This window comes from Micromonospora sp. C95 (assembly GCF_018070465.1).
GTDB lineage: Bacteria > Actinomycetota > Actinomycetes > Mycobacteriales > Micromonosporaceae > Micromonospora.
The window spans coordinates 67,150-91,957 of sequence record NZ_JAGPXT010000009.1; the positions used below are offsets into that span (position 1 = coordinate 67,150).

Genomic DNA, 24,808 nt, shown 5'->3' on the forward strand with positions numbered 1-24,808 from the left:
ACGTACAATAAATTGTACAAGCTGTCGGGACTGCTCGTCAGCTGGTCCAACGTCTGGCCTTGAACTGCCGATCAGGCTCAGGAGCGGCGTGGGCGTAGCGGGAGCAGGTCACCGGCGATCGTGGCGGCGTGGTTCGCATGGTGGTACCTCCGGCCCACGCATTTGGCTGACCTGCTGGTTCGTGGCGGGATGTGGTCACCATGCGAACCGCCGGAGTGGCGTCTGGAGGAATGGTTAAGGCTCACACGCTTTTCGAGCGGTTCACCGGCTGTCGGCTCGGTCTGCAACTGGCCCGGGCCGCCTGCGCCTTCCGTGTCGGGCCTAGTGAATGAGCACGACCTTGCCCGAGAGGCGGGCGGCGGCGTGGCGGCGGTGCACCTCGACGATCTCGGTCATCGGGAGGCGCTCGCTGACGCCCGGCGAGATCTGGTTCGCATCCACCCCGCGAGCGATCGCGTCGAGTTGGGCGGGATCCCAGCGGACGGTCATGACCATCGCGCGTACCGCGTGGTGGCGGTCCGTTGACGCGGACGAGGTGATGGAGACCAGTTGACCCTCTGGCTCGATGAGGGTGACGAGCCGGTTCAGGCCGGACCCGTCTATGGGTGCTGTGTTGAACACCGCGTCAACCGGCTCGGTCAGCCGGTCGACGGTGTAGTCCAGGATCTGGTCGGCGCCAGCCGACTGGGCTGCCGTGATGCTGGCCGGGCCTGCGACGCCCACGACGGTGGCGCCCGCCAGCTTGGCGAACTGCACGGCCAACCGGCCTACGCCACCGCCCGCGCCGTTGACGAGGATGCGCCGGCCGGGCCGTACCCGAAGATGGTCGTGGATGCCTTGCCAGGCGGTGAGCCCGGCGACCGGGAGGGCGGCGGCGTCGGCGAGCGGGATGCTCGTTGGCGCGGGAACCACCGTCGCCGCCGGAGCGAGGGTGAACTCCCCGGTAGCGCCGTCCGCCGGCCGCGGCAGAGCCGCGATGACCTGGTCGCCGATCGCGCGGCCGGTGACATCCGCGCCGAGTTCGACGATCGTGCCAGCGACGTCTGTGCCAGGGATGTGTGGCATCCGGACGGGATGAGAGTGGTGCAGGACTCCGGCCCGGATGATGGCGTCCGCCGGGTTGAACGACGTGCCGGCAACCCTGATCAGGACCTCGCCGGGCCCGGGGACGGGGATTGGGGCCTCCTCGTAACGGAGCACCTCCGGTCCGCCGTACTCGTGCATTCGGATGGCGTGCATGTCTTCTCCAGGGGGTTTGCGGCGGAGAGAGGTGCCCGTGGCCACGACCCGAAACGGCCACGGTCACGGGGGCGGGTCAGCCGCTGACGAGCTTGCTGGCGTACTGCGGGTTGGTGTAGTCACGCCAGGCGGCGGTCTTGCCGTCGCGGATCTCGTAGATCGCCATGGTCATGACCGGCGCCACCGGCCGGCCCGGCAGCCCAGGGCGTCGGGGTGCAGGTAGGGCGCGAGGCGGTCCGCGTCCTTGGTGTTGAACGCCTCGACGAACTCACGAACCAGGGTGTCGTTGCTCGGTGTCATGTCAGGTTCCTTCACTTGGTGGGTTGGGCGGCGCCGTTGAACACCGGCGGGGCGTAGCCGGCCGGCTTGTCGCCGACGCCGAGGCCGGGGCTCACCACCCAGGACTGGTACTGCGGGGTGAACATGCCGTACGGCATTCCGAGGATCGGGGCGCTGGCCTCGTCGAGGCGGCGACGGGCGTCGGCGGGGATCTCGAAGTCGAGCGCCTCGAAGTTGCTGCCGACCTGCTCGGCGCTGCTCGCCCCGATGATCACCGAGGCGACGGCGGGCTGGGTGGCGACCCAGTTGATCGCGACCTGGGCCATGCTGCGACCCAGGTCGGCGGCCACGCTCTCCAGGGCCTCGATGACCTGCCATTCGCTGGGGCTGACCGCGCGACCTCCGGCGTCGGGATTGGTCAACCGGCCGGTCCCGCTCAGGCCGTCGCCGGTGCGCCGGTACTTGCCGCTGAGCAGGCCGCTGGCGATCGGGCTCCACGCGGTCAGCCCCATGCCGACGGTCTGGGCCATCGCCACGTACTCCGCTTCGATGCCCCGGCTGACCAGGGAGTAGGGGAGCTGTAGGTTGATCATCGGGGCCAGGCCGTGCGCCTCGGCGTAGCTCTGTGCCCGGGCCGCGTACCAGGCTGGCACGTCGGAGAGGCCGGCGTACCGGATCTTGCCGGCGCGCACCAGGTCGTCGAGGGTGTGCACGACCTCCTCGACCGGGGTGATCCGGTCCCAGGTGTGCAGCAGGTACAGATCGATGTAGTCGGTGCCGAGCCGACTCAGCGACGCCTCCACGGCCCGCATGATGTGCTTGCGGCCGTTGCCGCTGGCGTTCGGGTCGGTCGGGTCGACGGTGTTGGTGAACTTGCTGGTGAGCACGAGCCGTTCGCGGACGCCGGCCTGGTCGATCAGGCGGCCGAGGATCTTCTCGCTCTGCCCGGCGGTGTAGAAGTCCGCCGTGTCGATGAAGTTCCCGCCCGCCTCCAGGTATCGGCGGAAGATCGGCTCGGCCTCCTCCTCGGGCTTGCCGTACGCGGCATGGAAACCGTCGACGCCGAAGTTCATGGTGCCCAGCGCCAGCCGACTGACTCGCAGACCGGACCGCCCGAGCAGGTAGTAGTGGTTCATCGGTGCGTCCTCCCGATCATGGTGTCGGCCCGGTGCGGGCCGCGTGTCCCCGACCTTTGCTCGCTAAAAATGGACCTGCAAGTCCAAAACCTGGGCTAGGGTTGGACCCGCAGATGCAGACCAGGAGGTCCCATGACACGGGCGTTGACCCGCAAGGGCCAGGCGACCCGGGCCCGGATCGTCGCCGGCGCGGCCGCCGAGATCCGCGAGCGCGGCGTCGACGAGGTACGCCTTGAGGACGTGATGGCCCACACCGGCACCAGCAAGGGGCAGCTCTTCCACTACTTCCCTGACGGCAAGGAAGAGTTGCTGCTCGCGGTGGCACAGCACGAGGCCGACCAGGTGCTCATCGACCAGGAGCCGATGCTGAGCAACCTGACGTCGTGGCCGGCCTGGCTGGCGTGGCGCGACCGGCTCATCGAGCGCTACCTCGCGCAGGGCGTGAAGTGCCCGCTCAACGGTCTGCTCGGTCAGACCGGCCGGCGCGCGCCGGGCGCCCAGGCAATCGTGACCGGGCTCATGTGGCGCTGGCAGAAGGCGATCACCGAGGGCATCCGGCACATGCAGTCGACCGGGGACATCGCCCCCGAGGTGGACGCCGACCGCGCCGCGGCGGCGCTGCTGGCCGGCATCCAGGGCGGCGTACTGCTGCTGCTCGCCACCGGCAGGATCGACCACCTCGAGGCCGTACTCGACCTCACCATCGAACGCCTGCGGGCTGGCGCCCGCACGGCCTGACGGTCGGTCGGCGGCGGCCTGGAGCGAAAATGCTCCAGGCCGCCGTCCTCAGGCGTGAGCCGCACCTGCGCGTCTCAGTGATCCCGGCCGGTCGGCGACCCGGGCAGTACGACCACCTGGCGCCGGGTGATCATCCGACATACCTGAGGTCCGACGCTGGAATCCCGCCTCATCGGGCTGACCTGCCCAAAGGCAGCGGCAACGGTTGCCGGCGGCGGTCGCCGGCTGGTTCGCATGGTGGGACCTCCGGCCCACCTGAAACGGATGCCCAACCGGAGGGGCCAGCGCGGCGAAGCCGCAGGCCAAGGCCAGTATCTCGCCGTGCTCGTATCACCGATCAACTCCGCATCCCGGACAGCTCAGCGAATGCGTTCCGTTCCGTAGCGCCGCTGACCAGGACTGCTTCACCAGGGCGAAGGAAGTGGTCATAATTCTGACCGGTTGCTAGAGTGGTCGCCATGGAGACCATTCCGATCACGGAAGCCAAGGCTCGGATCGCCGAGCTTGCCGACCGGGTCGCTCGGGAGCACGATCGCTTCACGATCACCCGCAACGGCCGTGCTGACGTGATGCTGATTTCGGTCGCGGAGTACGAGTCGATGCGGGAGACGCTCGACCTGCTTTCCGACGACGAGGCCCTCGCGGATCTGCGCCAGTCGCGGGAGGATTTCGCCGCCGGCGATACGTTCGCGATGGACGAGGTTCGCGCCGAGCTGGAACGGCGTCGCGGTAGGGCGGCCTGATGCCTCCGCAAGGCGGGCGGCGGGACGACGCGCGGGAGACAGCCAGCCCGTACACGGTGATGTTCTCCCGGCAGGCCCGCCGCAACCTGCACGAGGACCTGCCGCTGGAGGTCGCGGTCGCGGCAACGGAGACCATCCAGCACGCGATCGCAGTCAACCCCTATCGGGCTGGCAAACCACTCGACGAGCCCTTCGACGGCTTCCACTCCGCCCGCCGCGGCACGTACCGGATCATCTACCGGATCAACGAGGCCAAACGCGTCGTGGAGATCCACTCAATCCGCCACCGGCGCGACGCCTACCGCTTCTAGTGCGGTGTCACCAACGGCCCACCCGAAACGGATACCCAGACGGAGGGGTGCGCCGGCCGGGGACGTGAACACCGGCGCGGCCGGCCATCTGTGCGGCCCTTGGCTCCACCAGGAACCGGGGGGAGCGGAGACCGCGCGACAATCGGGGCTCCGGTAGGCCGGTCGTGATCTGGAGGGTGACCGTTGCGACGTTCGGAAAGAGGTGCTTGGCTCAGCCGGTGAGATCTGATTTCGAGGACTGGGCGCGCCGGACGTTTTCAGGGTGGAACGCGGTCACCGTTGCATCCACCGTCCTCGGTCTCCTCCTGTTCGGCTTGGGGCTCATGCTCGGGACCAGGTAGGACTGCATGCCGGACCGGCGTCGCCCGAGTCCGGTCAGCGCAGTGAGGGGCCCGCCCACGGGCTTCTCTGAACTGCGGTTCTCGGCCGCGTCGCAGTCGTCATGCGAACCGGTTGAACGAAGCCTCGAGTCTTTCCCGGCGAGCGAGTAACGCTGCATGCCTAATGGAGTTGTTGGCCTGCCCACTCCTGACCGGTGACAGCCGGCTCGCCGAGGCCAGCGGCGTCCGCTGCGAGTTCCGACTGCTCGCGGTGTCCTGACGCGGTCGGGCCGGCCAACCTGAGTGGAAGCGGATCACCGGCGATCGTCGCGGGTGGTTCCGGACCGACGCCCTCGGTCCGCACCGAGTCCGCAGCAAGCCGTGCCGCCCAAGTCGGACGTCTACCGGATTGGATCACTGTCTGTGGCGGGGTTCAATTCGGCACCGAGGCCATCCAGACGAGGCGACGGGCGGCGCGGTTCACGGTCGCCAGCCAGGTTGTCCGGTACCTGCTCAACGACGACCGCCATCGAGCCGTAGCGGCGCATCGTGGTCCCAGCTGGCGGCTGTTGGTCTGTGATGAGCCAGACGCCCGTCGAGGTCAACTGACTCAGGGGCGGCCCGTCGGGATCACCGCTGGTCATCTTCAGGTGGTGATCCGTAGTGACCTGCCATGCGGCCTCAACGCTCAGGCCGACAAGGTCAGGCACCGTCGTTTCCTTCTCACTCGCCGGGCCGATCCAGACCACGCCAACCTCCATCAGAGTCCATATCGCACCAGACGCCGCGCGAGGAGTCCCTGTTCCCGTCCGACCAACGTTAGTGGACTCCTCAGCAGCGGTCCGCATCCGCAAGAGGCCGGCAGGTGGCGGGGAAGCCGTGACGAACGCAGCAGCACAGCGGACCAGCCGACCAGGCCGGCGGCCGCGGTGGTGAGCAGCACGCGTACCGAGCGCCGAGCGCGGAGAGGCGCGGCGTGATCGTGGTGGAGGGCTGATGACGGGATGGGTAATCCCCTCACGTGCCGTGGTGCCGTGGCGCCAACCGCTTGTCGTAGGCGTCCTGCGATGCAGACACGTCGCTGAGGTGGTCGATCGACCATTGCTGGAGTGCACGCAGCGGCCCCAACAGTGTCCGGCCGGCCTCGGTGAGCGCGTACTCGACGCGGACCGGCACCTCCGGGTGGACCGTACGGCGTACGAGGCCGTCGCGTTCCAGCCCGCGAAGGGTCTGGGTGAGCATCTTCTGCGAGACGCCCTCGATGCGCCGCCGAAGCTCGGAGAAGCGGGCGTCGCCGTCGCCCAGGATGCTGACGATCAGGACGGTCCACCGGTCGCCGATGCGGTCGAGGATGCGTCGAGTCGGACAGTCGGCCTGATATGGGTCGCCGCCGAGGGCCGCGGCCTGCTTGGTTACCAAAAAGTGCCTTCTTTCCGATAGAGATCTGGTCTCCTATGGTAACCAAAGATGCCCGATCACGGGGTCCCGCAAATCGGAAAGAAGGGCAACTTCCATGTCTCGCATTACCGTCCTCGGCGGTACCGGCTACGCCGGGTCGGCGATCGTCGCCGAAGCCGCCGCTCGCGGTCATGAGGTCACCGCGTTCAATCGGTCGGTTCCGGCCGAACCCGTCCCGGGCGTGACGTACGTCTCGGGCGACGTCACCGACGAGGCGGCGCTTACTTCGGTCATCTCCGGTGCCGACGTTGTGGTTGGGGCGCTCGCGCCGCGTGGTCCGCTGGCCGGTTCCTTCCGCGACGTGTACGCCACGATCGCGCGCATCGCCGACGCCGAGCGGATCCCGCTGTACGTCGTCGGGGGCTTCTCGTCGCTACGCCCGGCCGCCGACGCGCCGCGCTTCGTGGCTGACCTGAGCCACGCCCCCGCCGAGTACCACAACGAGCTCATCACCGTGTCGGCGCTGGTCACCGACGACCTTCCGGCCACGCCGAGCACGCTCGACTGGGTGTTCGTGAGCCCGGCGGGCAGGTTCGGGGCGCACGTGCCCGGCGAGCGGCTGGGCACGTACCGGGTCGGTGACGACGTCGCCGTCGAGCCCGGGGACGGTGGAGCGATCTCCGGCCCGGACTACGCGCTCGGGTTCGTCGACCTGATCGAGAAGCGCGAGCACCACCGGGCTCACCTCAACCTGGCGTACTGACCCGCGACGGTGTGGGCGGAGCCCGGTCAGCGCGCGTCTAGCTGGCCGGTCTCCGCCGTGGCCCACCGGCGGTCAGTCAACGCCGCTGGCGCTCGGGCTGGTCCCGTTCACGGCAGCCGTGGTCTCGGCGGCGGGGCTGGTCGGCATCTGCCGCCTGGCGAGCACGATCAGTCCGGTCAGCAGAAGCACAAGCCACAGCGGCACCAGCAGGGGAGCGAGTGACCGCCAGACAAGTCCGCACCGGCTCGGCGAGCCGGTGCGTGAACAGGTCCGCCCAGGTGAGGGCGGCCCCCTCGATCCGGCCGGCCGATGGGTGTTCTGCGACAAGGTGTGGTGCGGCGCTGCGGCTCTCGCCAATGCCGTGGCGGCATGGTCCACATCGTGGTTTCTGGCATCCGCCGCTGCTGATCTAGCTGCCATAATCATCGATGAAGCGACGCGACGGTGTGTCGCTGGTTTGATCGATGGCGCTCTGGGCTCGTACCAGGAGGTCCGGCTTGATCGCAGTGTCGTCTCCGTCGTGGCGCGGCCGACGGTCACGCGGCAAGCCCGGACTCGTGGCGGCCTGGATGTCGCTGTCGAGGAGACAACCCGTGCTGGTGAGGGGCCACGCCATGGCGCACGACCCAGGCCCTCGGCCCGCGCCCGAAGCGCTCGGGATCGTTCCGGCGCTGCGGGTCACCTCCTTGTCCCGATCGTCGTAGGGCCACCGGGCCAGCGTCATGTGGACTCCGGCGTCGAATGGTCCCGTGCCGAAACCCTCGGTATTCAGCGTTGCTATCTACTGGTACCTAGTGTTACTGTCTACCAGTAGTCAGCGACGCTTGGTAGCGAGGAGGCGATGGTGTGGGCAACCAGATGACAGAGATGCTGAAGGGCACCCTCGAAGGCATCGTCCTGGCGATCCTGGCGCGCGAGTCCGCGTACGGCTACGAGATCACCGCGTGGCTGCGCGAGCGCGGGTTCTCGGACATCGCGGAAGGCACCATCTACGCGCTGCTCGTCCGCATCGAGCAGCGCGGGTTCGTGGACGTGGCGAAGGTTCCCTCCGAGAAGGGTCCCCCACGGAAGGTCTACTCGCTCAACGCGAAGGGGCGCGAGCAACTCGCCGAGTTCTGGAGGACGTGGCGCGTCCTCGCGGACCGCATCGAGCAGCTCCACCACAACGGCAACCAACACGACCAGGGAGCATGAGCATGGCCGCGAAGTGGATCGAGACACTCCTCGGGTCGCTCGAGCAGAAGAAGCAGTACCGGCACCTCATGGCCCGGATCGAGGCCCTGCCGGAGCCCCATCGCGGCGCGGCAAAGGCGCTGCACCGGTACTTCATGTACCACGGCGGGATCCTCGACGGCGACACGCTCACCACCATGCTCGGCGACTTCGCCGACCTCTGGGAGCGCGCGGTCGCCGACGGGACGCCGGTCCGCACGATCGTCGGGGACGACCCGGTCGAGTTCGCCGAGACGTTCCTGCAGGCGTACGCCGGCAGGCAGTGGATTGACAGGGAGCGCGAGCGCCTGCGCAAGGCGATCGACGCTGCTGACGACAACAACGGTGAGGAGAAGAGCGAATGACCACCACGGCTCGCGAACCTGCGATCAGGGTGCAGGCCATCACCAAGTCATTCAAGGACCTGCACGTGCTGCAGGGCGTCGACTTCGACGTGGCGGCGGGAAGCATCTTCGCGCTGCTCGGCTCGAACGGTGCCGGCAAGACCACGCTGGTGCGGATCCTGTCGACGTTGCTCAAGGCGGACAGCGGCACCGCCACCGTCCAGGGGTTCGACGTCTCCTCGGCTCCGGCCGACGTACGCAAGTCGATCAGCCTGACCGGCCAGTTCGCCGCGGTCGACGAGGTGCTCACCGGCCGGGAGAATCTGATCCTGATCGCGAAGCTCCGCCACCTGAAGGACCCGGGCACGATCGCCGACGATCTGCTCGCCCGCTTCTCGCTCACCGATGCCGGCAACCGCAAGGCGGGGACGTACTCGGGCGGCATGCGCCGCCGGCTCGACATCGCGATGAGCCTGGTCGGCAACCCGCCGGTGGTCTTCCTCGACGAGCCGACCACCGGCCTCGACCCGCAGGCCCGCATCGAGGTCTGGCAGACGGTGAAGCAGCTCGCCGAAGGTGGCACCACCATCCTGCTGACCACTCAGTACCTCGACGAGGCCGAGCAACTCGCCGACCGGATCGCGATCCTGCACAAGGGCACGATCATCCAGAACGGCACCCTCGCCGAGCTGAAGCAACTCCTCCCGGCCGCCAAGGTCGAGTACATCGAGAAGCAGCCGAGCCTCGAAGACGTCTTCCTCGCCCTCGTCGGCGAGACCAGTGACACCGCCGACCAGCCGGCCACGCCCGCAGGAGAGGAATCCCGATGACCGCCCACGCTCTCAGCGACACCGGAACCCTCACCGGCCGCTCCCTGCGTCACATCCTGCGCAGCCCGGACACCATCATCACCACCGCGATCACCCCGATCGCGCTGCTGCTGCTCTTCGTGTACGTGCTGGGTGGAGCCATCAACACCGGCACCGGTGAGTCGTACATCAACTACATGCTGCCGGGGATCCTGCTCATCACCATCGCGTCCGGCATCGCCTACACCGCGTACCGCCTGTTCCTGGACATGCAGGGCGGCATCTTCGAGCGCTTCCAGTCGATGCCGATCTCGCGGCCCTCCGTACTCTGGGCGCATGTCCTGACCTCACTCATCGCCAACCTGGCCTCGCTCGTGATCGTCATCGGCGTCGCCCTGATCATGGGGTTCCGCACCGGCGCATCCGTGGTCGACTGGCTGGCCGCCGCCGGCATCCTGATCCTGTTCACCCTCGCCCTCAGCTGGATCGCCGTGATGCCGGGCCTGACCGCCAAGACCATCGACGGTGCGAGCGGCTTCAGCTACCCGCTGATCTTCCTGCCCTTCATCAGCTCGGCGTTCGTCCCCACCGACTCGATGCCCGGTCCGGTCGCGTGGTTCGCCGAGAACCAGCCGGTGACGTCCATCGTGAACACTCTCCGCGCGCTGTTCGCCCAGGAACCCGTCGGCAACGACCTGTGGATCGCCCTCGGTTGGTGCGTCGGGCTGCTCGTGGTCGCGTACCTCGGCGCGACAGCGATCTACCGCAAGAAGATCAGCTAGCCGGTCGTGGCAAGGCGGCCCCGCGTCCCCTGTGGATGCGGGGCCGCCTTGCTGCGCGGTCCGGCCACCCGAGGGGTGAGTTCGGCCGGGCGGTCAGTGGTGACCCGGCTGCCGATCCTCGCTACGGCGGCGGCCCTCGCCACGCAGGTCGCCCGATCGGCCGCGACCCAGGGCATGTTCGAAGACCAGGCGTTGCGCGCGTACGTACCTCGCGTCGTTGAGGTACTGGATGTGGTGTCCATCCGCGAGGTGACCGGCGAAGGCGGCGTTGCCGGCGGCTGCCTGGGCGTGCATGAAGTCGACGAGTGCGTGCAGCCGGGCCACGGCGGCGTCGACCAGACCGGCTCGCCCGCTGTCGTTCAGCCCGTAGCGGTCGCAGAACGTGCGGAGCCGGGCGGCCTGTTCCTCGGCGGTGCCGAAGCCGTCCGTGTTCTCCGGTGCGGTCATCGGCACCCATCGGTAGGCCGCGTAGGCGACATCCCAGATCCGGGGGCCGGGCTGGGCGTGGTCGAAGTCGATGATGCCGACGACGCGGTTGCCGTCGAGCACACAGTTGTGTGGCGCGTAGTCACCGTGACAGATGACCTCCACCGGTTCGGTCGCCGCCACCTGCCAGCCGTCGCGTGGCGCTCGCCGCGCGTACTCGGCTGTCGCGTCGTGGTACGCCCTCAGCAGCGCGGCCGCACTCTCCAACGCCTCGACCGAGGCCGCCGCGGGGGTGGGTGGATAGTTCGACACCTCGCCCGGCAGGAAGTCGAGGATCTCGAAGCCGGGCTCGCTGGTGTCGCGTACCCGAGGTGCCGCCGCGAAGCCCCGGGCAGCGAGATGCCGCAGCAGGTCGTGAACCCGGGCCGACCAGGGCCCGGTGGGGCGACGCACGGTGTCGCCGATCCGAACGACCTCGTTCACGCCGCCGCCCGTCAGGATCTCCCGTTCGACCATCCGCCCCACTCCGCCTCGTCGAGGTCCGTCCGCCCGATCACCCGCCGGCCAACCGGCCACGCGCCGGCCGACCGAGCCTGACGGCATCATCCGCCGTCGCGTGCGGCGGGCAGCCGGGCGGTGCCCTGCGCCAGCAGCCACGGCAGGCGGGCGGTCCGGTCACGGGCGTCACCGAGCACCCTCACCAGCACGATGCTGTCCCGCACCCGCAGGACGGCCCGCTCGCCGGATGCGTACGCCTCGTCGCCGATGCCGGGCAGCTCCTGCCCACGGGAGTTGAGCCGCCAGACCCACTGGGCCGCCACTCCGCTCAGCGTCGCGACCGCCAGGACGGGCCGACCGTCGCCGGCCGCACGGAACTGGACAGCGGTCAGCGGGCCGGGTAGGTCGAGTCGTTCGGCGGGTCGCACCGGCAGCCCGAGCGCCTGTCCGACCTCGTCCACTGTGAACAGCCCCGCCGCCCTGCGCCCCGCCTGCGGCGAACCGGCTCGCCCACCGCGTTCGACCACCGGGTTAGACGTCTGGTCGGTCCCGATCGGCTCGACCAACCGTCGGGAGCGGCCGTGGCCGACGACCGAGAAGGCGACCACCCGCCGGGTCCACGGGCGGACCCGGATCGTCACGAGGTCCCCGTCCTGGCAGTCGCCGGCCCACCGGCTGGGCAGGCCCCAGGCGGTGGTCCGGTCGCCGGTGCCGTCGTCCACCGCCAGGTAGTGCAGCCACGGTCGGGCCGGCCGGTCTTCGCCCTGGCCCGTCGTGCGCCACACCTCCAGCCACAGCACCTCGCCGGTGACGGTTCGCTCCGTGACGAGGTCCGTGACGCCGCGTACCAGGGTGTGGCCGCCGGACACCAGCAGCACGAGGCCCACCACGACGATGCCGTCGGCCACGAACGCGAAGGCCCGCTCCGCCTGGTCGGCCGAGGTGGGCACGAGGTCGAAGGCGGCGCCGAAGACCTTCAGCAGGAACCCGCCAACCGCGATGCTGATCGCCGCGCGCAGCAGCAGCTTCGGCAGCGTCTGGCCGTAGCGGGCGGAGAAGCGCGGATAACGTACCCGGACCCGATGCCACGTGCCGCCGTACGACGACCAGAGCAGCCGTCTGTCGCCCATGCCGAGGTCGAGGACCGTGCTGGTCAGTCGGGTGGCGCCGACGGCCGCGCCGTAGCTCAGGTAGCGGTCCCAGATGGCCACCGACGCCGGGGGCAGTTCGTCGAACTGCTCGTGTCCGCGCAGCCAGTCCCGGACCCCGAGCCAGCGTGCGGCCACCTGACGGCCGAGAGGCGTGTCGCGTTCGCCGGGTGACAGTCCGGCGATGGCGGTCAGCGCGGCGAAGGTTGCGGTTCCGGCCTCGATGGCCAGGTTCTCCTCCGCCTGGTGCCAGATGCTGTAGTGCCAGACGACGATGCCGATGGCCACTGCGACGACCACCGCGGCGGCGGTCAACAGGCTGGTCACGGTGGGGCCGAAGCGCCGCCGGGACAGCCCGGCAGCCCGGGCGTCCGCGACGACCTGCGCTCGCAGCCGCCGGTTCCACGTCTTCGCCTGTGCGCGGTCGCGGAAGGTCAGCGCGGTCAGGGGTACCATGCCGTCGACCGCGAGCCCGCGCACCCGGTCGAGCACCCGGCGTTCGTACGGCCGCAGCCCACTGTCGTCGGGCGGTGTCGGCGGCAGGTGCAGCGTGGTCCGCATCGGATCGTCGTCCGGCTGACGCAACTCGACGAAGCCACGGGCGGCAAGGTCGAGCAGTGTCGACTCGGCCGCGTCTTCGGTCACCGACCACCGGCTGACCAGCAGGCTGACCACGGCGGGTGGTTCGGTCCCGAGTTCCATGGTGGCCGGCGCGGGCGTCGGACTGGCCGGCCGGGTGAGCACGCGGACCAGTCCGTACGCGGCGAACCAGGCGGCGAGGGCGACCGCGCTCACCGCCAGGTCGAGAAGCAGTCGGGGGTCCACCGGGCGCCTCGTCAGGAGCGCACCTGGACGGTGGCACGCTCCCCGTCGAGGGCCTCGAAGTAGTCCATCGGCCGGAAGCCGCCCAGCCCGGCGATGAGGTTGCTCGGGACGGACTGCGTGGTGGTGTTGTACGTCTGGACGGCGCTGTTGTAGAACTGTCGCGCGTAGGCGATCTTGTCTTCGGTTCGTGCCAGCTCACCCTGAAGGACCGCGAAGTTCTGGTTCGCCTTGAGGTCCGGGTACGCCTCCGCCAGCGCCAACAGTCGACCGAGCGTCTGGGTCAGGGCATGTTCGGCGCCCGCGCGGGCGGGCACGCCGGGCGCTGCGGTGGCGGCGATCGCGCCGCTGCGGGCGGCCAGCACCGCCTCCAGCGTGCCGCGCTCATGTGCCGCGTAACCCTTGACCGTCTCGACCAGGTTGGGGACCAGGTCGTACCGGCGCTTGAGCTGGACATCGATCTGAGCCCACGAGGCCTGCACCTGGTTGCGTCGGCGGACCAGGCGGTTGTAGGCGGCAAGTGCCCAGCCGATCATCACCGTCACCAGCAGGCAGAACAGCCCTCCGGCGCCCAGGATGAAACCAGTCTCCACCCGAACTCCCCGAATCCCGTCCCGTGGAAGACGGCCGTGGCTGATCGCCGATGGCGTCCCCGACTGGCACGAGCATGGGGACACCGGCGGCCGGCCGCAATCAGGCGAACGGTTGGCGGCGTTCACCGGCGCAGCAGCGCGTTGAGTCGGGCGGCCTGTCGCGTGAGATGGTCGATTTCGGGAAGGCTGGGCGCCGATCGGGCGGCCTTGGCGTAGAGCCGCGCCGCCGTTGCCAGGTCACCGTCACGCTCGTGCAGGTAGGCGGCGACCGCGTCGTACCGGGGCAGGCCGGGGTCGAGGCCCGCCAGGGCGGCCAGGCCGGCTCGTGCTCCGTCGGCCTCGCCGACCGCGACGGCCCGGTTGAGGCGGGCCACCGGACTGTCGGTGAGGCGGACCAGTTCGTCGTACCACTCGACGATCTGCACCCAGTCGGTCTCCGTGGCCGTGCGGGCGTCGGCGTGCAGCGCGGCGATGGCGGCCTGCGCCTGGAATTCGCCCAGGCGGTCGCGGGCCAGGGCGTTCTGGAGCACCTGCACGCCCTCGGCGATCAGGCGGGTGTCCCAGCGGCTGCGGTCCTGCTCGGCCAGCGGCACCAGGCGGCCGTCGGCGGTGGTTCGAGCCGCCCGGCGGGCGTGGTGCAGCAGCATGAGCGCGAGCAGCCCCGCCACCTCCTCGTGCCGGATGCTGGCCGCCAGCTGGCGGGTGAGCCGGATCGCCTCCGCGGCGAGGTCGACATCGCCGGAGTAGCCCTCGTTGAAGACCAGGTAGAGCACGCGCAGCACGGTGGTGACGTCGCCGGGCTGGTTGAACCGGACTCCGCTGACGGTCCGCTTGGCCCGGCTGATCCGCTGCGCCATTGTCGTCTCCGGCACCAGGTAGGCCCGGGCGATCTGCCGGGTGGTCAGGCCACCCACCGCCCGCAGCGTCAGCGCCACCGCCGAGGCCGGGGTCAACGACGGATGCGCGCACAGGAAATACAGCGCGAGCGTGTCGTCCACCGGCTCGCCCGGTCCGGGCGCGGGCTCGATCTCCACCAGGGCCTCGCGCCGTCGCCGCGAGGTGTCCGCGCGGGCCGCGTCGAGGAATTTCCGCCAGGACGCGGCGACCAGCCAGCCCTTGGGGTCGCGCGGTGGGTCGGTCGGCCACGTCCGGACGGCCTCGACAAGCGCGTCCTGCACGGCATCCTCGGCCGTCGCGAAGTCGACTCCGCGACGGACGAGGATGCCGATGACGGCGGGAGTAACGGTCCGCAGGACGGCTTCATCCACGGTGCGTCACTCGGAGATGGTCGGCGGCTCGGTCAGGAATGGCCGCACCTCGAGCCACTCGTGCAGCGGCTTCCCGCCAGCACCCGGTGCCGCCGACAGCTCGCCGGCCAGCTCCAGCGCCCGGTCGTAGGTCTCGACGTCGATCACCATCCAGCCGGCGATCAGATCCTTGGTCTCCGCGAACGGGCCGTCGGTGACCGGCGGTCGCCCCGCACCGTCGTAACGGACGAACGTTCCCTCCGGGGAGAGCGCCTGCCCCTCGACGAACTCGCCGGTGCCTTCGAGCCGAGCGGCGAAGTCGCTCATGTACTGCACGTGGGCCGAGATCTCCTCGGGCGTCCACTGGTCCATCGGTACGTCGTACAGCGGGGTCGGGCCGCCACGGTAGTGCTTGAGCAGCAGGTACTTGGCCATCGGATGCTCCTTGTCGGCTACGGGCCATTGTGGCCGTGTTCGCAGCTGGGACGGAGCCCGACCCGGCTTCTCGACATGCCGCCGAGAACTTCTCCGGCGGAGTTTCAGGTCCGCACCGCCGGCACCGCGGCCAGGCAGGACAACGCCCGGGTGGTGGCGGTCGACGTGGCGGGCAGCAGCGGCGGGCGGACGAGTGGCGTCGGGATGCGGCCCTGGGCGTGCAGCACCGCCTTGACCACCGCGGGGTTGGGCTCGGCGAACAGCGCGGCCGAGAGGGTGGCGAGCCGGTGACCGAGCGGCCGGGCCCGGGTGACGTCGCCGGCGCGCCAGGCCGCGACCAGGTCGGCGTAGTCGGCGGTGGCGAGATGCGCGGAGGCGAGGATCCCACCGGATGCGCCGAGGGCGAGCAGCGGCGAGACGTACGCGTCCTCGCCGCAGAGCACCGCGAAGTCGGACGGCGGGTCGGCGAGCAGGGCGATCGTGTCGGCGTCGATGCCGCCGACCGCGTGCTTGACGCCCACCAGGCCGGGCAGCCCGGCGATCCGGCGCAACGTGCCGACGCCCAGCTGCTGCCCGGTGCGGTACGGAATGTGGTACGCGACAAGCGGCACCGGTGATTCCTCGGCCAACCGGGTGTAGTGCGCGAGTACCGCCTCCTCGCCGGGGCGCAGGAACGGCGGGACCAGGCAGAGCGCCGCGGTGACCTCGGGTCGTCCGGCGAGTGCCCGCAGCTCCGGCGCGGTGTGCGCGCCGACCAGGAGACCGGCCCGGTGCTCCCGACAGACCGCGGCGATCGCGTCGACCACCATCTGCTGCTCGGCGGCACCGAGGGCGTGCGGCTCGGCGGTGGTGCCGAGGGCGACCAGACCGGCCGCGCCGCCGGTCAGCACCTCCTGGGCGAGTGCGCGCAGCGCGTCGGGTGCGACCGCGCCACTCTCGTCGAACGGCGTGATCATGGGTACGTAGAGACCGGCTGGTGTCATGCCTCCAGCCTCCGACCGAAGAAGATGAAGCACCAGTTCCGATTACTCACCGAATACGTAAGCTGAACTGATGCTTGACGTCCGCCGCCTGCGCCTGCTGCGGGACCTGTCCCACCTCGGCACCATCGCCGCCGTGGCCGAGGCGCACACCTACACGCCGTCCGCCGTCTCCCAGCAACTCGCGGCGCTGCAACGGGAGGCCGGCGTCACGCTGCTGGAGCGGGCCGGTCGGCGGGTCACCCTGACTCCCACCGGGGTGGCGCTGGTCCGGCACGCCGAGGTCGTCCTCGCCGCGCTGGAGGCGGCCGACGCGACCCTCGCCGCCGCGCGGGGCGGGCTCTGCGGCACGGTACGCATCGGCGCGTACCCAAGTGCGGTGCGTACCCTGCTGCTGCCCGCCCTGGTCGCGCTCGGCCGGGACCATCCCGCGCTCGACCTGATGGTCACCGAGCTGGACCCGGTCGCGGTGCCCGACGCGCTGCGCGACCGCCGCCTCGACGTGGCGCTCGTGCACGACTACGACATCGTGCCCGTCGAGCCGGGCCCGGCCCTGGACTCGGTGCCGCTGCTGGACGAGACGGTCTACCTGGCCGTCGGCGCGGACCGGGTCCTCACCGGCGACCCGATGCGCTCGGTACGCGACGCGGACTGGATCGTGGGCAGCCCGGGTACGCTCTGCCACTCGGTGACCCTGCACGCGGGTGAACTGGCCGGTTTCCGCCCGACCGTGCGGCACCACGCGGACGACTTCACCGCCGTGCTCGCCCTGGTTGCCGCCGGCCAGGGCGTCGGTCTGGTGCCGCAACTGGCTGTCGGGCGGCCGCCGGCCGGGGTGGTCCTGGTCCCGCTCGCCCTCCGGCGGCGTACCCGGATCGCCTACCGGCAGGGTGCGGGTGGCCATCCCGCGGTGGCCGCGAGCGTCGCCGCGCTGCGGGCCGCCGCCTCGGACCTGCCCGGCGAGCACCCGGCCGGGTGCTGAGCCGCCGTCGCGTCGCAGCCGTCGCCGGTCCCCGCCCAGCGCGCGCCCTGGGCGGGGACCGCCGGGCTCAGACGCTCGACGAGAAGGTCGAGCTGAACTCGGCGTCCTGCGGCCGGCCGGCGTTGCTGAAGCAGGCGACCGGCAGCATCGCGTCGCTGCCGAACTGCGCCCAGCGGGACTGGATGGTGCAGTACGAGGGGTCGTCACCGATCGCGGTCACCTGCGCCGTGGTGCTCTTCTCGTGCAGGGCCGGGAACTTCACCGTGTAGGTGCCGAGGCCGGTGGGACCGAAGCCGTTCGCGCCCACGCCGAGCGGGTAGGAGTAGTTCGTCGGACCGACGAAGGGCGTCGCGAGGTATCCGAAGTACTTCGGTGGGCCGAACGACGCGTAGACCGAGCGCTCCCGATGGAACGAGGCGGTGAAGTCGCTGTTGATCAACGCGCCGGTGACCGGATCGTGGCAGGCGACGTAGACCAGTACGTCCGAGCCGGTCGCGCCCCAGCGAAGGATCTTGCATCGGCGCGGTTGCGCGTTCGGCTGCTGGGCGGTCACCTGCACGTTCCCGGAGAGCGCGCCGGCCGTGCCGACGGCCAGGAAGCGCAGCGCGTAGATGCCCACCCCGACGTTTGCGACGGTGACCGGCGCGCCGGCCGAGTTGTACGACTGCGCGAGGACGTTCGACAACACCTGTGCCGAGGCGTACGCCCCGACGCCGGCCGGCAGGATGCCGGAGCTGACCGTCCACAGCACGGTGAACGGGGTGTCGGCCGGGACGCCGCCGGGTCGGAAGCACTGCACGTCGACGATCTCGTCGGCACCCGAGCTGCCCCACCGCACGAGCTGGCAGAACCGGCCGTCCCGCGCCACGGCGGTGACGTGTGCGTTGCCCCGGGAACCCAGGGCGATGTTCGGGAACCGCACCAGGAACCGGCCGGGGGCGACCTTGCCGCCGGTGGCCACCGGGCCCGCAGCCCAACTGCCGAACTGGTACGCCGCGGGCAGCGGCGTCCAGACCGGCACGGTGGGATCGGCGACGTACGCGAACCCGAAGCGGTCGGCGGTGGCGGCCGTGGCCGGCGCACCCGGGATCAGCAGTGCCGCCGCCAGCATGGCGGCCAGGGCGGCGCAGAGGGGACGGAGTCGGAGAGACATGGGCCACTCCAATCGGTGGTAGTCGATGCTTGGTTGCCACTGTTCCGGGTGCCGGTCAAGGTCACAGTCGGCTTGCCTACAACCGACGGGACGGGTGTCCGGCACCGGCTCGACCGGGTGGCCCGCGCCCCGGTGCCTGGAGAATTGGGTGGCCCACCCGAGCGCCCGGCGGGAGGATCTCGGCGTGAGACTGCACCAGGGTGAGATTCCGGTCGACGAGGATGTCGTCAGCTCGTTGGTGACGCAGCAGTGTCCGCAGTGGTCACACCTGCCGTTGTCCCGGGCAGGCGCGGGCACCGACAACACCATGTACCGGCTCGGCGCCGACCTGCTGGTGCGGCTGCCGCGCACCCCCGACAAGGCGCCGTCGCTGCGCAAGGAGCAGCGCTGGCTGCCCCGGCTGGCGCCCCGGCTCGCCTGCCGGATCCCGGAACCGGTGCACACCGGCGTACCCACCAGCGCCTTCCCGCTGCCCTGGTCGGTCTACCGATGGATCGACGGCGAGGAGGCCGGACCGCAAACCGTCTCGGACTGGGCGGCCTTCGGCACCGACCTGGCGACCCTGGTGCGGGAGTTGCACAGCGTCGACCTCATGGGGGCGACCCGCACGGGCGAGCTGAGCTGGTACCGCGGGGGAGACCTGCGGCCCTGTGCCGAGTGGGTCGGCCGCGCCCTCTCCGACTGCCGCGCGATCGTCGGGGCGGAGATCGACGTCGACACCCTGGGGCGGCTGTGGCAGGCGGCGCTCGCCCGGCCCGAGCCGTCCGGGCCGCAGGTGTGGCTGCACGGCGATCTGAGGCCCACCAACCTCCTGGTACGGCACGGCAGGCTGCACGCGGTCATCGACTTCGGTGGCCTGTCGGTCGGCCTGCCCGACGCCGAGCACGCCCCGGTGTGGGACCTGCCGCCCGAGGCCCGCCTCGCCTACCGGGACGCCATCGACGTGGACGACTCCACCTGGATACGCGCCCGCGCCTGGGCGATCGCCGTGGCCGCCAGCGGAATTCCGTACTACCAGCACAGTTACCCGGAGTTCGTGGCCGAGTGCCGGGCCCGCCTCCAGGCGATCCTCGCCGAATAGCACCCGTCGCGGAGGTGGACAACCGGCAATACGGTGTGGTCGATGCCGCGTTGGTCGAGAACGTCCAGGATCCTGCCCGCCGTCCTGGTGGGGCTGCTCGTCGCGGCCATGCTCGGCGGCGACCGGGGCAGTGGCGGAGCAGCGCGCCTGCGGCTGGACGTGACGCCGGCCGTGGCGCTCGCCGACCAGCCGCTGCGGGTAGGGGTGACCGGCCTGGCCGCGAGGGAACGGGCGGTGATCGCCGCCGAGGCCGAGGACCACGCGGGGCGCCGGTGGCGTGCGGAGGCGACGTTCGTCGCCGACGCCAACGGTGTGGTGGACGTGTCCCAGGACGCCCCGGTCGACGGCTCCTACTCGGGTGTCGACCCGATGGGTCTGTTCTGGTCGATGGATCCGCTGGACGGCGACGCCTCCTACTTCGCGCCGGTCTGGCCGCACGTCCGGCGTGACTTCACGGTGTGGCTGTCGGCCGTGGGTGGCGGGCGCGAGCCGGCCGCCGTCACCGTCCGGCGGGACTGGACGGCGGGCCAGGTCTCGTTCACCGAGCTGACCCGGGCAACCGACGGGGTTCGCGGGCTGCTCGTCCTGCCGCCGCCGGACGTGCCGCGACGGCGCGGGGTGCTGTGGTTCGGTGGCTCGGAGGGCGGCGTCGGCGGGCTGTACGACGCGCCGTTGCTCGCCTCCCGGGGGCACCCGGTGCTGTGCCTGGGCTACTTCGGAGCGCCTGAACTGCCGGACGGCCTGCACAACATCCCGCTTGAGTATTTCGCCGCCGCCGCCGAACTGCTCGCCCCGCACTCCGGTGGCGAGGTGGCGGTGCTGAGCTACTCACGCGGCACCGAGGCCGCGCTGCTGCTTGCGCAACAGCGCCCCGACCTGGTGCGCGCCGTCGTCGCCTACGCCCCGAGCAGCGTCGTCCATCCCGGGTACCCGGACTCGGGAGCGCCCGCCTGGACCTACCGCGGCCGACCCGTGCCGACCGGCCGGATCCCGGTCGACCGGATCGACGGACCGGTGCTGGCCATCGCCGGGGAGGACGACCTGCTCTGGCGCGCGCCGACCTTCGCCGCCGAACTGGTGCTGGCCCTCGGCGGTCCACCCCACCGGGTGCTGCTCTACCCGGACGCCGGTCACGGCGTGGGTACCTTCCCGTACCTGCCGTCGAAGACGGTGCACCAGGGGCGCACCGGCGAGCAGAACCACGGCGGCTCCCGGGCCGGCGACGCCGCCGCCCGCCGGGACGGGTGGTCCGAGGTGCTCAACTTCCTCGCCACCCTCTGACGGCGCCACCGGCTGACGGCGCGGCCTACGGGGTGCCGGTGCCCCGGCCGCGATCGTCGAGGACCAGCGGGGCGCGCCCGCGCACCGCGTACCGGACGTGGGTGACGTGCGGGCTGGCGACCACCCGTTCGGGAGTCAGCTCGATCGCCTCGAAGGCGTCGAGACCCAGGTCGTCGAAGATTCGTAGCCCGGCACCGAGGACGACCGGCACCACGTGCAGCTCCAACTCGTCGAGCAGCCCCGCCCGCAGTACCTGCCGGACCAGGCTGCCGCCGCCGGCCACCGCGACGTTCCGGTCACCGGCGGCGGCCCGGGCCTGGGCGACCGCGCTGGCCAGCCCGTCGGTGACGTAGGTGAAGCTGGTGCCGCCCTGACGGTGCAGCGTCGGGCGGGGCCGGTGGGTCACCACGAAGACCGGAGCGCGGAACGGCGGTTCGTCGCCCCACGGCACCTCGCCACCGTCGGCCATCCGGCGACCCATCACGTACGCGCCGGCCGCGGCGAACGACTCGGCGATGATCTCGGAGTCGGCGTCGTGTCGGCCGCCGGCGAAACCCTGCCGCTCGCGCCACGCCATCGCCTCGGTGGCCCACCGGGTCACCCGGAAGAACCCGTGGCTCTCCGCCGACCGCAGCCAGTCGCCCTCGCCGTCGTGCTGTGGGCCGGCGTAGCAGCCGTCCAGCGACACCGACAGTTGGGCGGTCACCTTCGTCATGTGTTTCTTCCTCCCGTATGCGACGGCACCCACCGTGGGCGCCGATCCACCTCTGGATCGGAGCCGGAGGGCACAGTTCTACCGGCGCCAGAGGTGACCTGGCTCACATCAGGGACGGCTCGGGTCACTCGCTCCGGCGGCGCGGCGCAGCAGGTACCGCCGTTCGGGATCGCTGCCGGCGTGCTGCGCCGCGGCCCGCCACCGCGCGGCGGCGGCGGGCCGGTCGTCGGCGAGTTCCAGCAGGTGGGCGCGGACGGCGTGCAACCGGTGGTGCCCGGCCAACGGCCCCGACTCCAGCTCGGCGAGCAGGGCCAGCCCGGCGGCGGGCCCGTGGACCATGCCCACCGCCACCGCCCGGTTCAGCGTGACCACCGGGTTGGGCGCGATCTGCTCCAGGACCCCGTACAGGGCGAGCACCTGGGGCCAGTCGGTGGCCTCGGCGCTGGGTGCCTCGGCGTGCACCGCCGCGATGGCGGCCTGCACCCGGTACGGCCCCGCTGGCCTGGCGGCCAGACTTCGTTCGACAAGTGCGCAGCCCTCGGCGATCGCCGCCCGGTCCCAGCGCTGGCGGTCCTGCTCCGCCAGCGGCACCAGTTCGCCGTTCCGGTCCACCCTGGCCGCCGCCCGGGCCTCGGTGAGCAGCATCAACGCGAGCAGGCCGGTCGTCTCGCCGTCGTCGGGCAGCTGCTCGTGCAGCCGGCGCGTCAACCGCAGCGCCTGCCCGCTCAGGTCGGCGCGGCGCAGCTGGGGGCCGCTGCTGGCGCTGTACCCCTCGTTGAACATCAGGTACAGCACCTGGCGCACGACGGCCAGCCGGGCCGCACGTTCCCCCTCCGGCGGCGGTGCGAACCGGGCACCCGCCTCCCGCAGGCGTAGTTTCGCCCGGGATATCCGTTGCCCCATCGTCCGCTCCGACACCAGGAAGGCGGCGGCGAGTTCGGCGGTGGTGAGCCCACCCACGGCACGCAGGGTCAGGGCCAGCTGCGCGGGCGCGGACAGCGCCGGGTGACAGCAGAGCAGGAACAACTCCAGCAGGTCGTCGCGGGGCGGCTCGGCGTCGGGCGGCGGGGCGACAAGCGCGTCGCGGGGAGTGAGGTCCAGCGCCGTACGTTCGCGGCGGGTGCGGGCGGCCTCGGCGCGTACCCGGTCGACGTAGCGGCGGGCGGCGACGGTGTGCAGCCAGCCCGACGGTTGCTCGGGTACGCCGTCGAGCGGCCACCGCTCGACGGCGGCGACAAGCGCCTCCTGCACGGCGTCCTCGGCCCGGCCGAAGTCGCCGTACCGGCGCACCAGCGTGGCCAGCACCTGCGGCGCGAGCCGGCGCAGCAGGTCGACGGTGGCCTCGTCGAGGCTCAGTGGTTCGGCCCGGTCATCAGCGGCCAGATCTCCAGGCCGCCGCTGGCGGTGCCGAACCGCAGACCCGGATAGCCACGGGCGATCTCCACGGCCCGCTGCTCGTCCTCGACGTCCACCACGAGGTACGACCCGACGTACTCCTTGGCTTCCAGGTACGGACCGTCGGTGACCACCGGAGTGTCGGCGACGATCCGCACCGACCGGGGACGTGTCTCCAACCCCTGCACGTCGACCAGCTCGCCGGAGGCGCGCAGTGCCCCGGTGAAGGCGTCCACCTCACCGATCAGGGTGGTCAGGTCGCGCTCCGGGAGGCTGCCCCAGATCTCCTCGTTGCCGTAGATCAACATCAGGTACTTCATGTCTCGCCTCCATAAGAGTCGATATGTCCGTAAACGGACAGGACGGCGTGGCCTGCCCCGACGCATTGTTGTAGCAGGTAGCGAGGCTGCGGATGGCGGGCCACATCCGATCCTCCGGCCGGGTGGGCGGCGCGACGTCCCGCCGGCCGCCAGCACGGATCCCGCCGGGGCGCGCCGCCGCGCCACCCGGCTCCGGCCCGCCGTCGCCGACCAGCCGCACCGACGGTGCTGCATCGCTGGTCGCGACGACCAAGCCAGGAAGGAGCTGCCATGGCCGCTCCCACCGCCAACGCCTCGATGAACCCCACCACCTACTCACCCGGCGAGCAGATGCTGCTGACCGTCGACTACGGCGACGCGGACCACCAGCGGCTCACCGTGACGGTCACGGTGGCCGACGCGCAGGGCAACCGCAGCGCCCCCGTCTCGGTGACCGCCGTGATCGACCCGCTCACCGTCACCGTCGCCGACGACTCGGGGCGTACCTGGTCCCGGGTTTCCGACAACGGCGCGGTGGCCGTCTTCCGGGCGGTGGCGTGATGCCGCGGGTGACCGTCACCGTGCGGGACTCCGCCAGCCGGACCGCCACCGCCAGCGTCGCCTACACCGTGCTGCCACCGGTGCTGGGCGGCTACTACCTCTCCGGCGGTGCGGATCCGACGGCCGACATGGCCGGCGGCAACTTCCGGTCGCTGACCCAGTACCGCAGCTTCGCCGACGCCTACATCTTCCCCGGCTACCAGCGGCCCTGGCTGATCACGCTGGGTCGGGCCGGGGTGCAGCTCAACATGGTGCTCGAACTGAAGCACTACGGCGCGCCCGACACCGGGCCGCAGACCTTCACCGTGGACGGGGTGCGGTACACCGTGCCGGCTCCGGCGATGACCATCCAGCAGCGGCCCGGCGCGATCTGGCCGAAGGCGTACGGCTACGGCCAGGTCCTCGCCGGGCAGTGCGACGGGCTGTTCGCCCGGGCGCTTTCGCAGTACCGGACCATGGGCTTCGGGGTGAACATCCAGCTCGCCTCCGAACTGGACACCGATCACGAGTTCGGCACCACGGAGGCCGGCAAGGCGTACACCTGGGCCGAGTCGGACGCCCGTGCGGTGCAGGCAGTGACGTACATCGTCAACTGGTTCCGGGCCAAGGGGCTGGTGCAGGGCAGCACCTTCTCGGTCGGGGTCGGCGGCTTCAACCGGGACTGCTTCCGGCGCACCCACCCGGAGGCGCTGATGTCCCGGCTGGACCACCTCCAGTGGAACGTCTACGCGACAAGTGCCAGCCACACCGCGCTGGAGCGGTTCCGGCGCACCAAGGACTGGGCGGTGGCCGATCTCGGCCCGGTCGCGTTGTCCCGTCCGGTGCTGATCGCCGAGTGGGGCGTACGGGCCATCGAGATCCCCGACCAGGCGGCCTGGATCGCCACCGTGCCGCCGGCCATCGCCAGGCTCAACGCCGAGCGCGGCCCCCTGATCGCCCGGACGAACTACTTCAACTCCGGCTGGGGCACCCTCAGCCCGAAGTCGACCGGACTGGCCGCGCTGCGGGCCGCGTACGCCCGCCCTCCGTACGGCTGATCCCAGGCATGGCGGGCGGCCCGGTCCGGTACGGCCCGGACGGGGCCGCCGTCTGTTTGTCCCTTGACAGCGGCACCATTC

At 71.1% G+C, this 24,808-nt stretch carries 28 protein-coding genes; 13 read left to right on the plus strand and 15 right to left on the minus strand.

Annotation, left to right across the window (positions count from 1 at the left end; all coding sequences use genetic code 11):
• Positions 1–321 precede the first annotated feature (321 nt).
• The 3 genes from KBX00_RS13360 to KBX00_RS13365 form a co-directional block, all read right to left on the minus strand.
• Positions 322–1,239 (minus strand): NADP-dependent oxidoreductase, encoded by a 918-nt coding sequence (locus tag KBX00_RS13360; RefSeq protein ID WP_210826748.1) that lies wholly within the window; start codon positions 1,237–1,239, stop codon positions 322–324.
• A 168-nt stretch (positions 1,240–1,407) separates the two neighbouring features.
• A complete protein-coding gene (locus KBX00_RS29280) occupies positions 1,408–1,539 on the minus strand; it encodes a nuclear transport factor 2 family protein (protein ID WP_301547881.1) in 132 nt (43 codons plus the stop codon).
• 11 nt (positions 1,540–1,550) lie between these two features.
• Complete coding sequence (locus KBX00_RS13365; protein ID WP_210826750.1) at positions 1,551–2,654, minus strand: aldo/keto reductase; 1,104 nt, start codon at positions 2,652–2,654, stop codon at positions 1,551–1,553.
• Between the two features lie 132 nt (positions 2,655–2,786).
• Between KBX00_RS13365 and KBX00_RS13370 the strand changes: the two genes are divergently transcribed.
• The 3 genes from KBX00_RS13370 (at position 2,787) to KBX00_RS13380 (ending at position 4,446) form a co-directional block, all read left to right on the plus strand.
• Entirely contained in the window at positions 2,787–3,392 is a 606-nt protein-coding gene (locus tag KBX00_RS13370) for a TetR/AcrR family transcriptional regulator (protein WP_210826751.1), read from the plus strand.
• A 458-nt stretch (positions 3,393–3,850) separates the two neighbouring features.
• Positions 3,851–4,135: a type II toxin-antitoxin system Phd/YefM family antitoxin gene (locus KBX00_RS13375; protein WP_210826752.1), complete on the plus strand. Its 285-nt coding sequence runs from the start codon at positions 3,851–3,853 to the stop codon at positions 4,133–4,135.
• A complete protein-coding gene (locus KBX00_RS13380; protein WP_210826753.1) occupies positions 4,135–4,446 on the plus strand; it encodes a type II toxin-antitoxin system RelE/ParE family toxin in 312 nt (103 codons plus the stop codon). The genes KBX00_RS13375 and KBX00_RS13380 overlap by 1 nt, the downstream gene beginning before the upstream one ends.
• A gap of 721 nt (positions 4,447–5,167) precedes the next feature.
• On the opposite strand, the gene KBX00_RS13390 is transcribed toward KBX00_RS13380, so the two are convergent.
• A complete protein-coding gene (locus tag KBX00_RS13390; protein WP_210826754.1) occupies positions 5,168–5,515 on the minus strand; it encodes a hypothetical protein in 348 nt (115 codons plus the stop codon).
• A 268-nt stretch (positions 5,516–5,783) separates the two neighbouring features.
• The gene (locus KBX00_RS13395) at positions 5,784–6,185 is read right to left on the minus strand and encodes a helix-turn-helix domain-containing protein (RefSeq protein WP_210826755.1); all 402 of its coding nucleotides are present in this window, start codon (positions 6,183–6,185) and stop codon (positions 5,784–5,786) included.
• A gap of 94 nt (positions 6,186–6,279) precedes the next feature.
• On the opposite strand from KBX00_RS13395, the gene KBX00_RS13400 reads away from it, so the two are divergent.
• From KBX00_RS13400 to KBX00_RS13420, 5 genes are all read left to right on the plus strand, one after another.
• Positions 6,280–6,927, plus strand: coding sequence for an NAD(P)-dependent oxidoreductase (locus tag KBX00_RS13400; RefSeq protein WP_210826757.1), 648 nt, complete (start codon positions 6,280–6,282; stop codon positions 6,925–6,927).
• Positions 6,928–7,773: 846 nt separating this feature from the next.
• A complete protein-coding gene (locus KBX00_RS13405; protein ID WP_210826759.1) occupies positions 7,774–8,121 on the plus strand; it encodes a PadR family transcriptional regulator in 348 nt (115 codons plus the stop codon).
• 2 nt (positions 8,122–8,123) lie between these two features.
• Entirely contained in the window at positions 8,124–8,504 is a 381-nt protein-coding gene (locus tag KBX00_RS13410) for a DUF1048 domain-containing protein (protein ID WP_210826761.1), read from the plus strand.
• Complete coding sequence (locus KBX00_RS13415) at positions 8,501–9,313, plus strand: ABC transporter ATP-binding protein (RefSeq protein ID WP_210826763.1); 813 nt, start codon at positions 8,501–8,503, stop codon at positions 9,311–9,313. The genes KBX00_RS13410 and KBX00_RS13415 overlap by 4 nt, the downstream gene beginning before the upstream one ends.
• The gene (locus KBX00_RS13420; RefSeq protein WP_210826765.1) at positions 9,310–10,074 is read left to right on the plus strand and encodes an ABC transporter permease; all 765 of its coding nucleotides are present in this window, start codon (positions 9,310–9,312) and stop codon (positions 10,072–10,074) included. Before KBX00_RS13415 ends, KBX00_RS13420 begins: the two co-directional genes overlap by 4 nt.
• 93 nt (positions 10,075–10,167) lie before the next feature.
• Here the strand turns inward: KBX00_RS13420 and KBX00_RS13425 are convergent, their stop codons facing one another.
• From KBX00_RS13425 to KBX00_RS13450, 6 genes are all read right to left on the minus strand, one after another.
• Entirely contained in the window at positions 10,168–11,016 is an 849-nt protein-coding gene (locus tag KBX00_RS13425; protein WP_210826767.1) for an aminoglycoside phosphotransferase family protein, read from the minus strand.
• Positions 11,017–11,102: 86 nt separating this feature from the next.
• Positions 11,103–12,971, minus strand: a complete 1,869-nt coding sequence (locus tag KBX00_RS13430) for a DUF2207 domain-containing protein (RefSeq protein ID WP_210826769.1) — start codon at positions 12,969–12,971, stop codon at positions 11,103–11,105.
• Between the two features lie 11 nt (positions 12,972–12,982).
• Positions 12,983–13,504 (minus strand): LemA family protein, encoded by a 522-nt coding sequence (locus KBX00_RS13435; protein ID WP_210826964.1) that lies wholly within the window; start codon positions 13,502–13,504, stop codon positions 12,983–12,985.
• 179 nt (positions 13,505–13,683) lie between these two features.
• The gene (locus KBX00_RS13440; RefSeq protein WP_210826771.1) at positions 13,684–14,829 is read right to left on the minus strand and encodes an RNA polymerase sigma factor; all 1,146 of its coding nucleotides are present in this window, start codon (positions 14,827–14,829) and stop codon (positions 13,684–13,686) included.
• Positions 14,830–14,835: 6 nt separating this feature from the next.
• The gene (locus tag KBX00_RS13445; RefSeq protein ID WP_210826773.1) at positions 14,836–15,243 is read right to left on the minus strand and encodes a YciI family protein; all 408 of its coding nucleotides are present in this window, start codon (positions 15,241–15,243) and stop codon (positions 14,836–14,838) included.
• 104 nt (positions 15,244–15,347) lie between these two features.
• Positions 15,348–16,226, minus strand: a complete 879-nt coding sequence (locus KBX00_RS13450) for a dihydrodipicolinate synthase family protein (protein WP_210826775.1) — start codon at positions 16,224–16,226, stop codon at positions 15,348–15,350.
• A 70-nt stretch (positions 16,227–16,296) separates the two neighbouring features.
• Here KBX00_RS13450 and KBX00_RS13455 point away from each other — a divergent pair, with 70 nt between their 5' ends.
• Positions 16,297–17,205, plus strand: coding sequence for a LysR family transcriptional regulator (locus tag KBX00_RS13455; protein ID WP_210826777.1), 909 nt, complete (start codon positions 16,297–16,299; stop codon positions 17,203–17,205).
• Positions 17,206–17,272: 67 nt separating this feature from the next.
• Here the strand turns inward: KBX00_RS13455 and KBX00_RS13460 are convergent, their stop codons facing one another.
• Complete coding sequence (locus KBX00_RS13460; RefSeq protein WP_301547883.1) at positions 17,273–18,358, minus strand: hypothetical protein; 1,086 nt, start codon at positions 18,356–18,358, stop codon at positions 17,273–17,275.
• A 184-nt stretch (positions 18,359–18,542) separates the two neighbouring features.
• On the opposite strand from KBX00_RS13460, the gene KBX00_RS13465 reads away from it, so the two are divergent.
• Positions 18,543–19,439 (plus strand): aminoglycoside phosphotransferase family protein, encoded by an 897-nt coding sequence (locus KBX00_RS13465; RefSeq protein WP_307868592.1) that lies wholly within the window; start codon positions 18,543–18,545, stop codon positions 19,437–19,439.
• 42 nt (positions 19,440–19,481) lie between these two features.
• Positions 19,482–20,720, plus strand: a complete 1,239-nt coding sequence (locus tag KBX00_RS13470) for an acyl-CoA thioesterase/bile acid-CoA:amino acid N-acyltransferase family protein (protein ID WP_210826782.1) — start codon at positions 19,482–19,484, stop codon at positions 20,718–20,720.
• Between the two features lie 25 nt (positions 20,721–20,745).
• Here the strand turns inward: KBX00_RS13470 and KBX00_RS13475 are convergent, their stop codons facing one another.
• The 3 genes from KBX00_RS13475 to KBX00_RS13485 form a co-directional block, all read right to left on the minus strand.
• Positions 20,746–21,435, minus strand: coding sequence for a dihydrofolate reductase family protein (locus tag KBX00_RS13475; RefSeq protein WP_210826784.1), 690 nt, complete (start codon positions 21,433–21,435; stop codon positions 20,746–20,748).
• 108 nt (positions 21,436–21,543) lie between these two features.
• A complete protein-coding gene (locus KBX00_RS13480) occupies positions 21,544–22,791 on the minus strand; it encodes an RNA polymerase sigma factor (RefSeq protein WP_210826968.1) in 1,248 nt (415 codons plus the stop codon).
• Positions 22,788–23,150 carry a YciI family protein gene (locus KBX00_RS13485; protein WP_210826785.1) on the minus strand — a complete coding sequence of 121 codons (363 nt, stop codon included), beginning with the start codon at positions 23,148–23,150 and terminating at the stop codon, positions 22,788–22,790. The genes KBX00_RS13480 and KBX00_RS13485 overlap by 4 nt, the downstream gene beginning before the upstream one ends.
• 270 nt (positions 23,151–23,420) lie before the next feature.
• Between KBX00_RS13485 and KBX00_RS13490 the strand changes: the two genes are divergently transcribed.
• The gene (locus tag KBX00_RS13490; RefSeq protein ID WP_210826786.1) at positions 23,421–23,690 is read left to right on the plus strand and encodes a hypothetical protein; all 270 of its coding nucleotides are present in this window, start codon (positions 23,421–23,423) and stop codon (positions 23,688–23,690) included.
• The gene (locus KBX00_RS13495; RefSeq protein WP_210826787.1) at positions 23,690–24,727 is read left to right on the plus strand and encodes a hypothetical protein; all 1,038 of its coding nucleotides are present in this window, start codon (positions 23,690–23,692) and stop codon (positions 24,725–24,727) included. The genes KBX00_RS13490 and KBX00_RS13495 overlap by 1 nt, the downstream gene beginning before the upstream one ends.
• Positions 24,728–24,808: the final 81 nt, after the last annotated feature.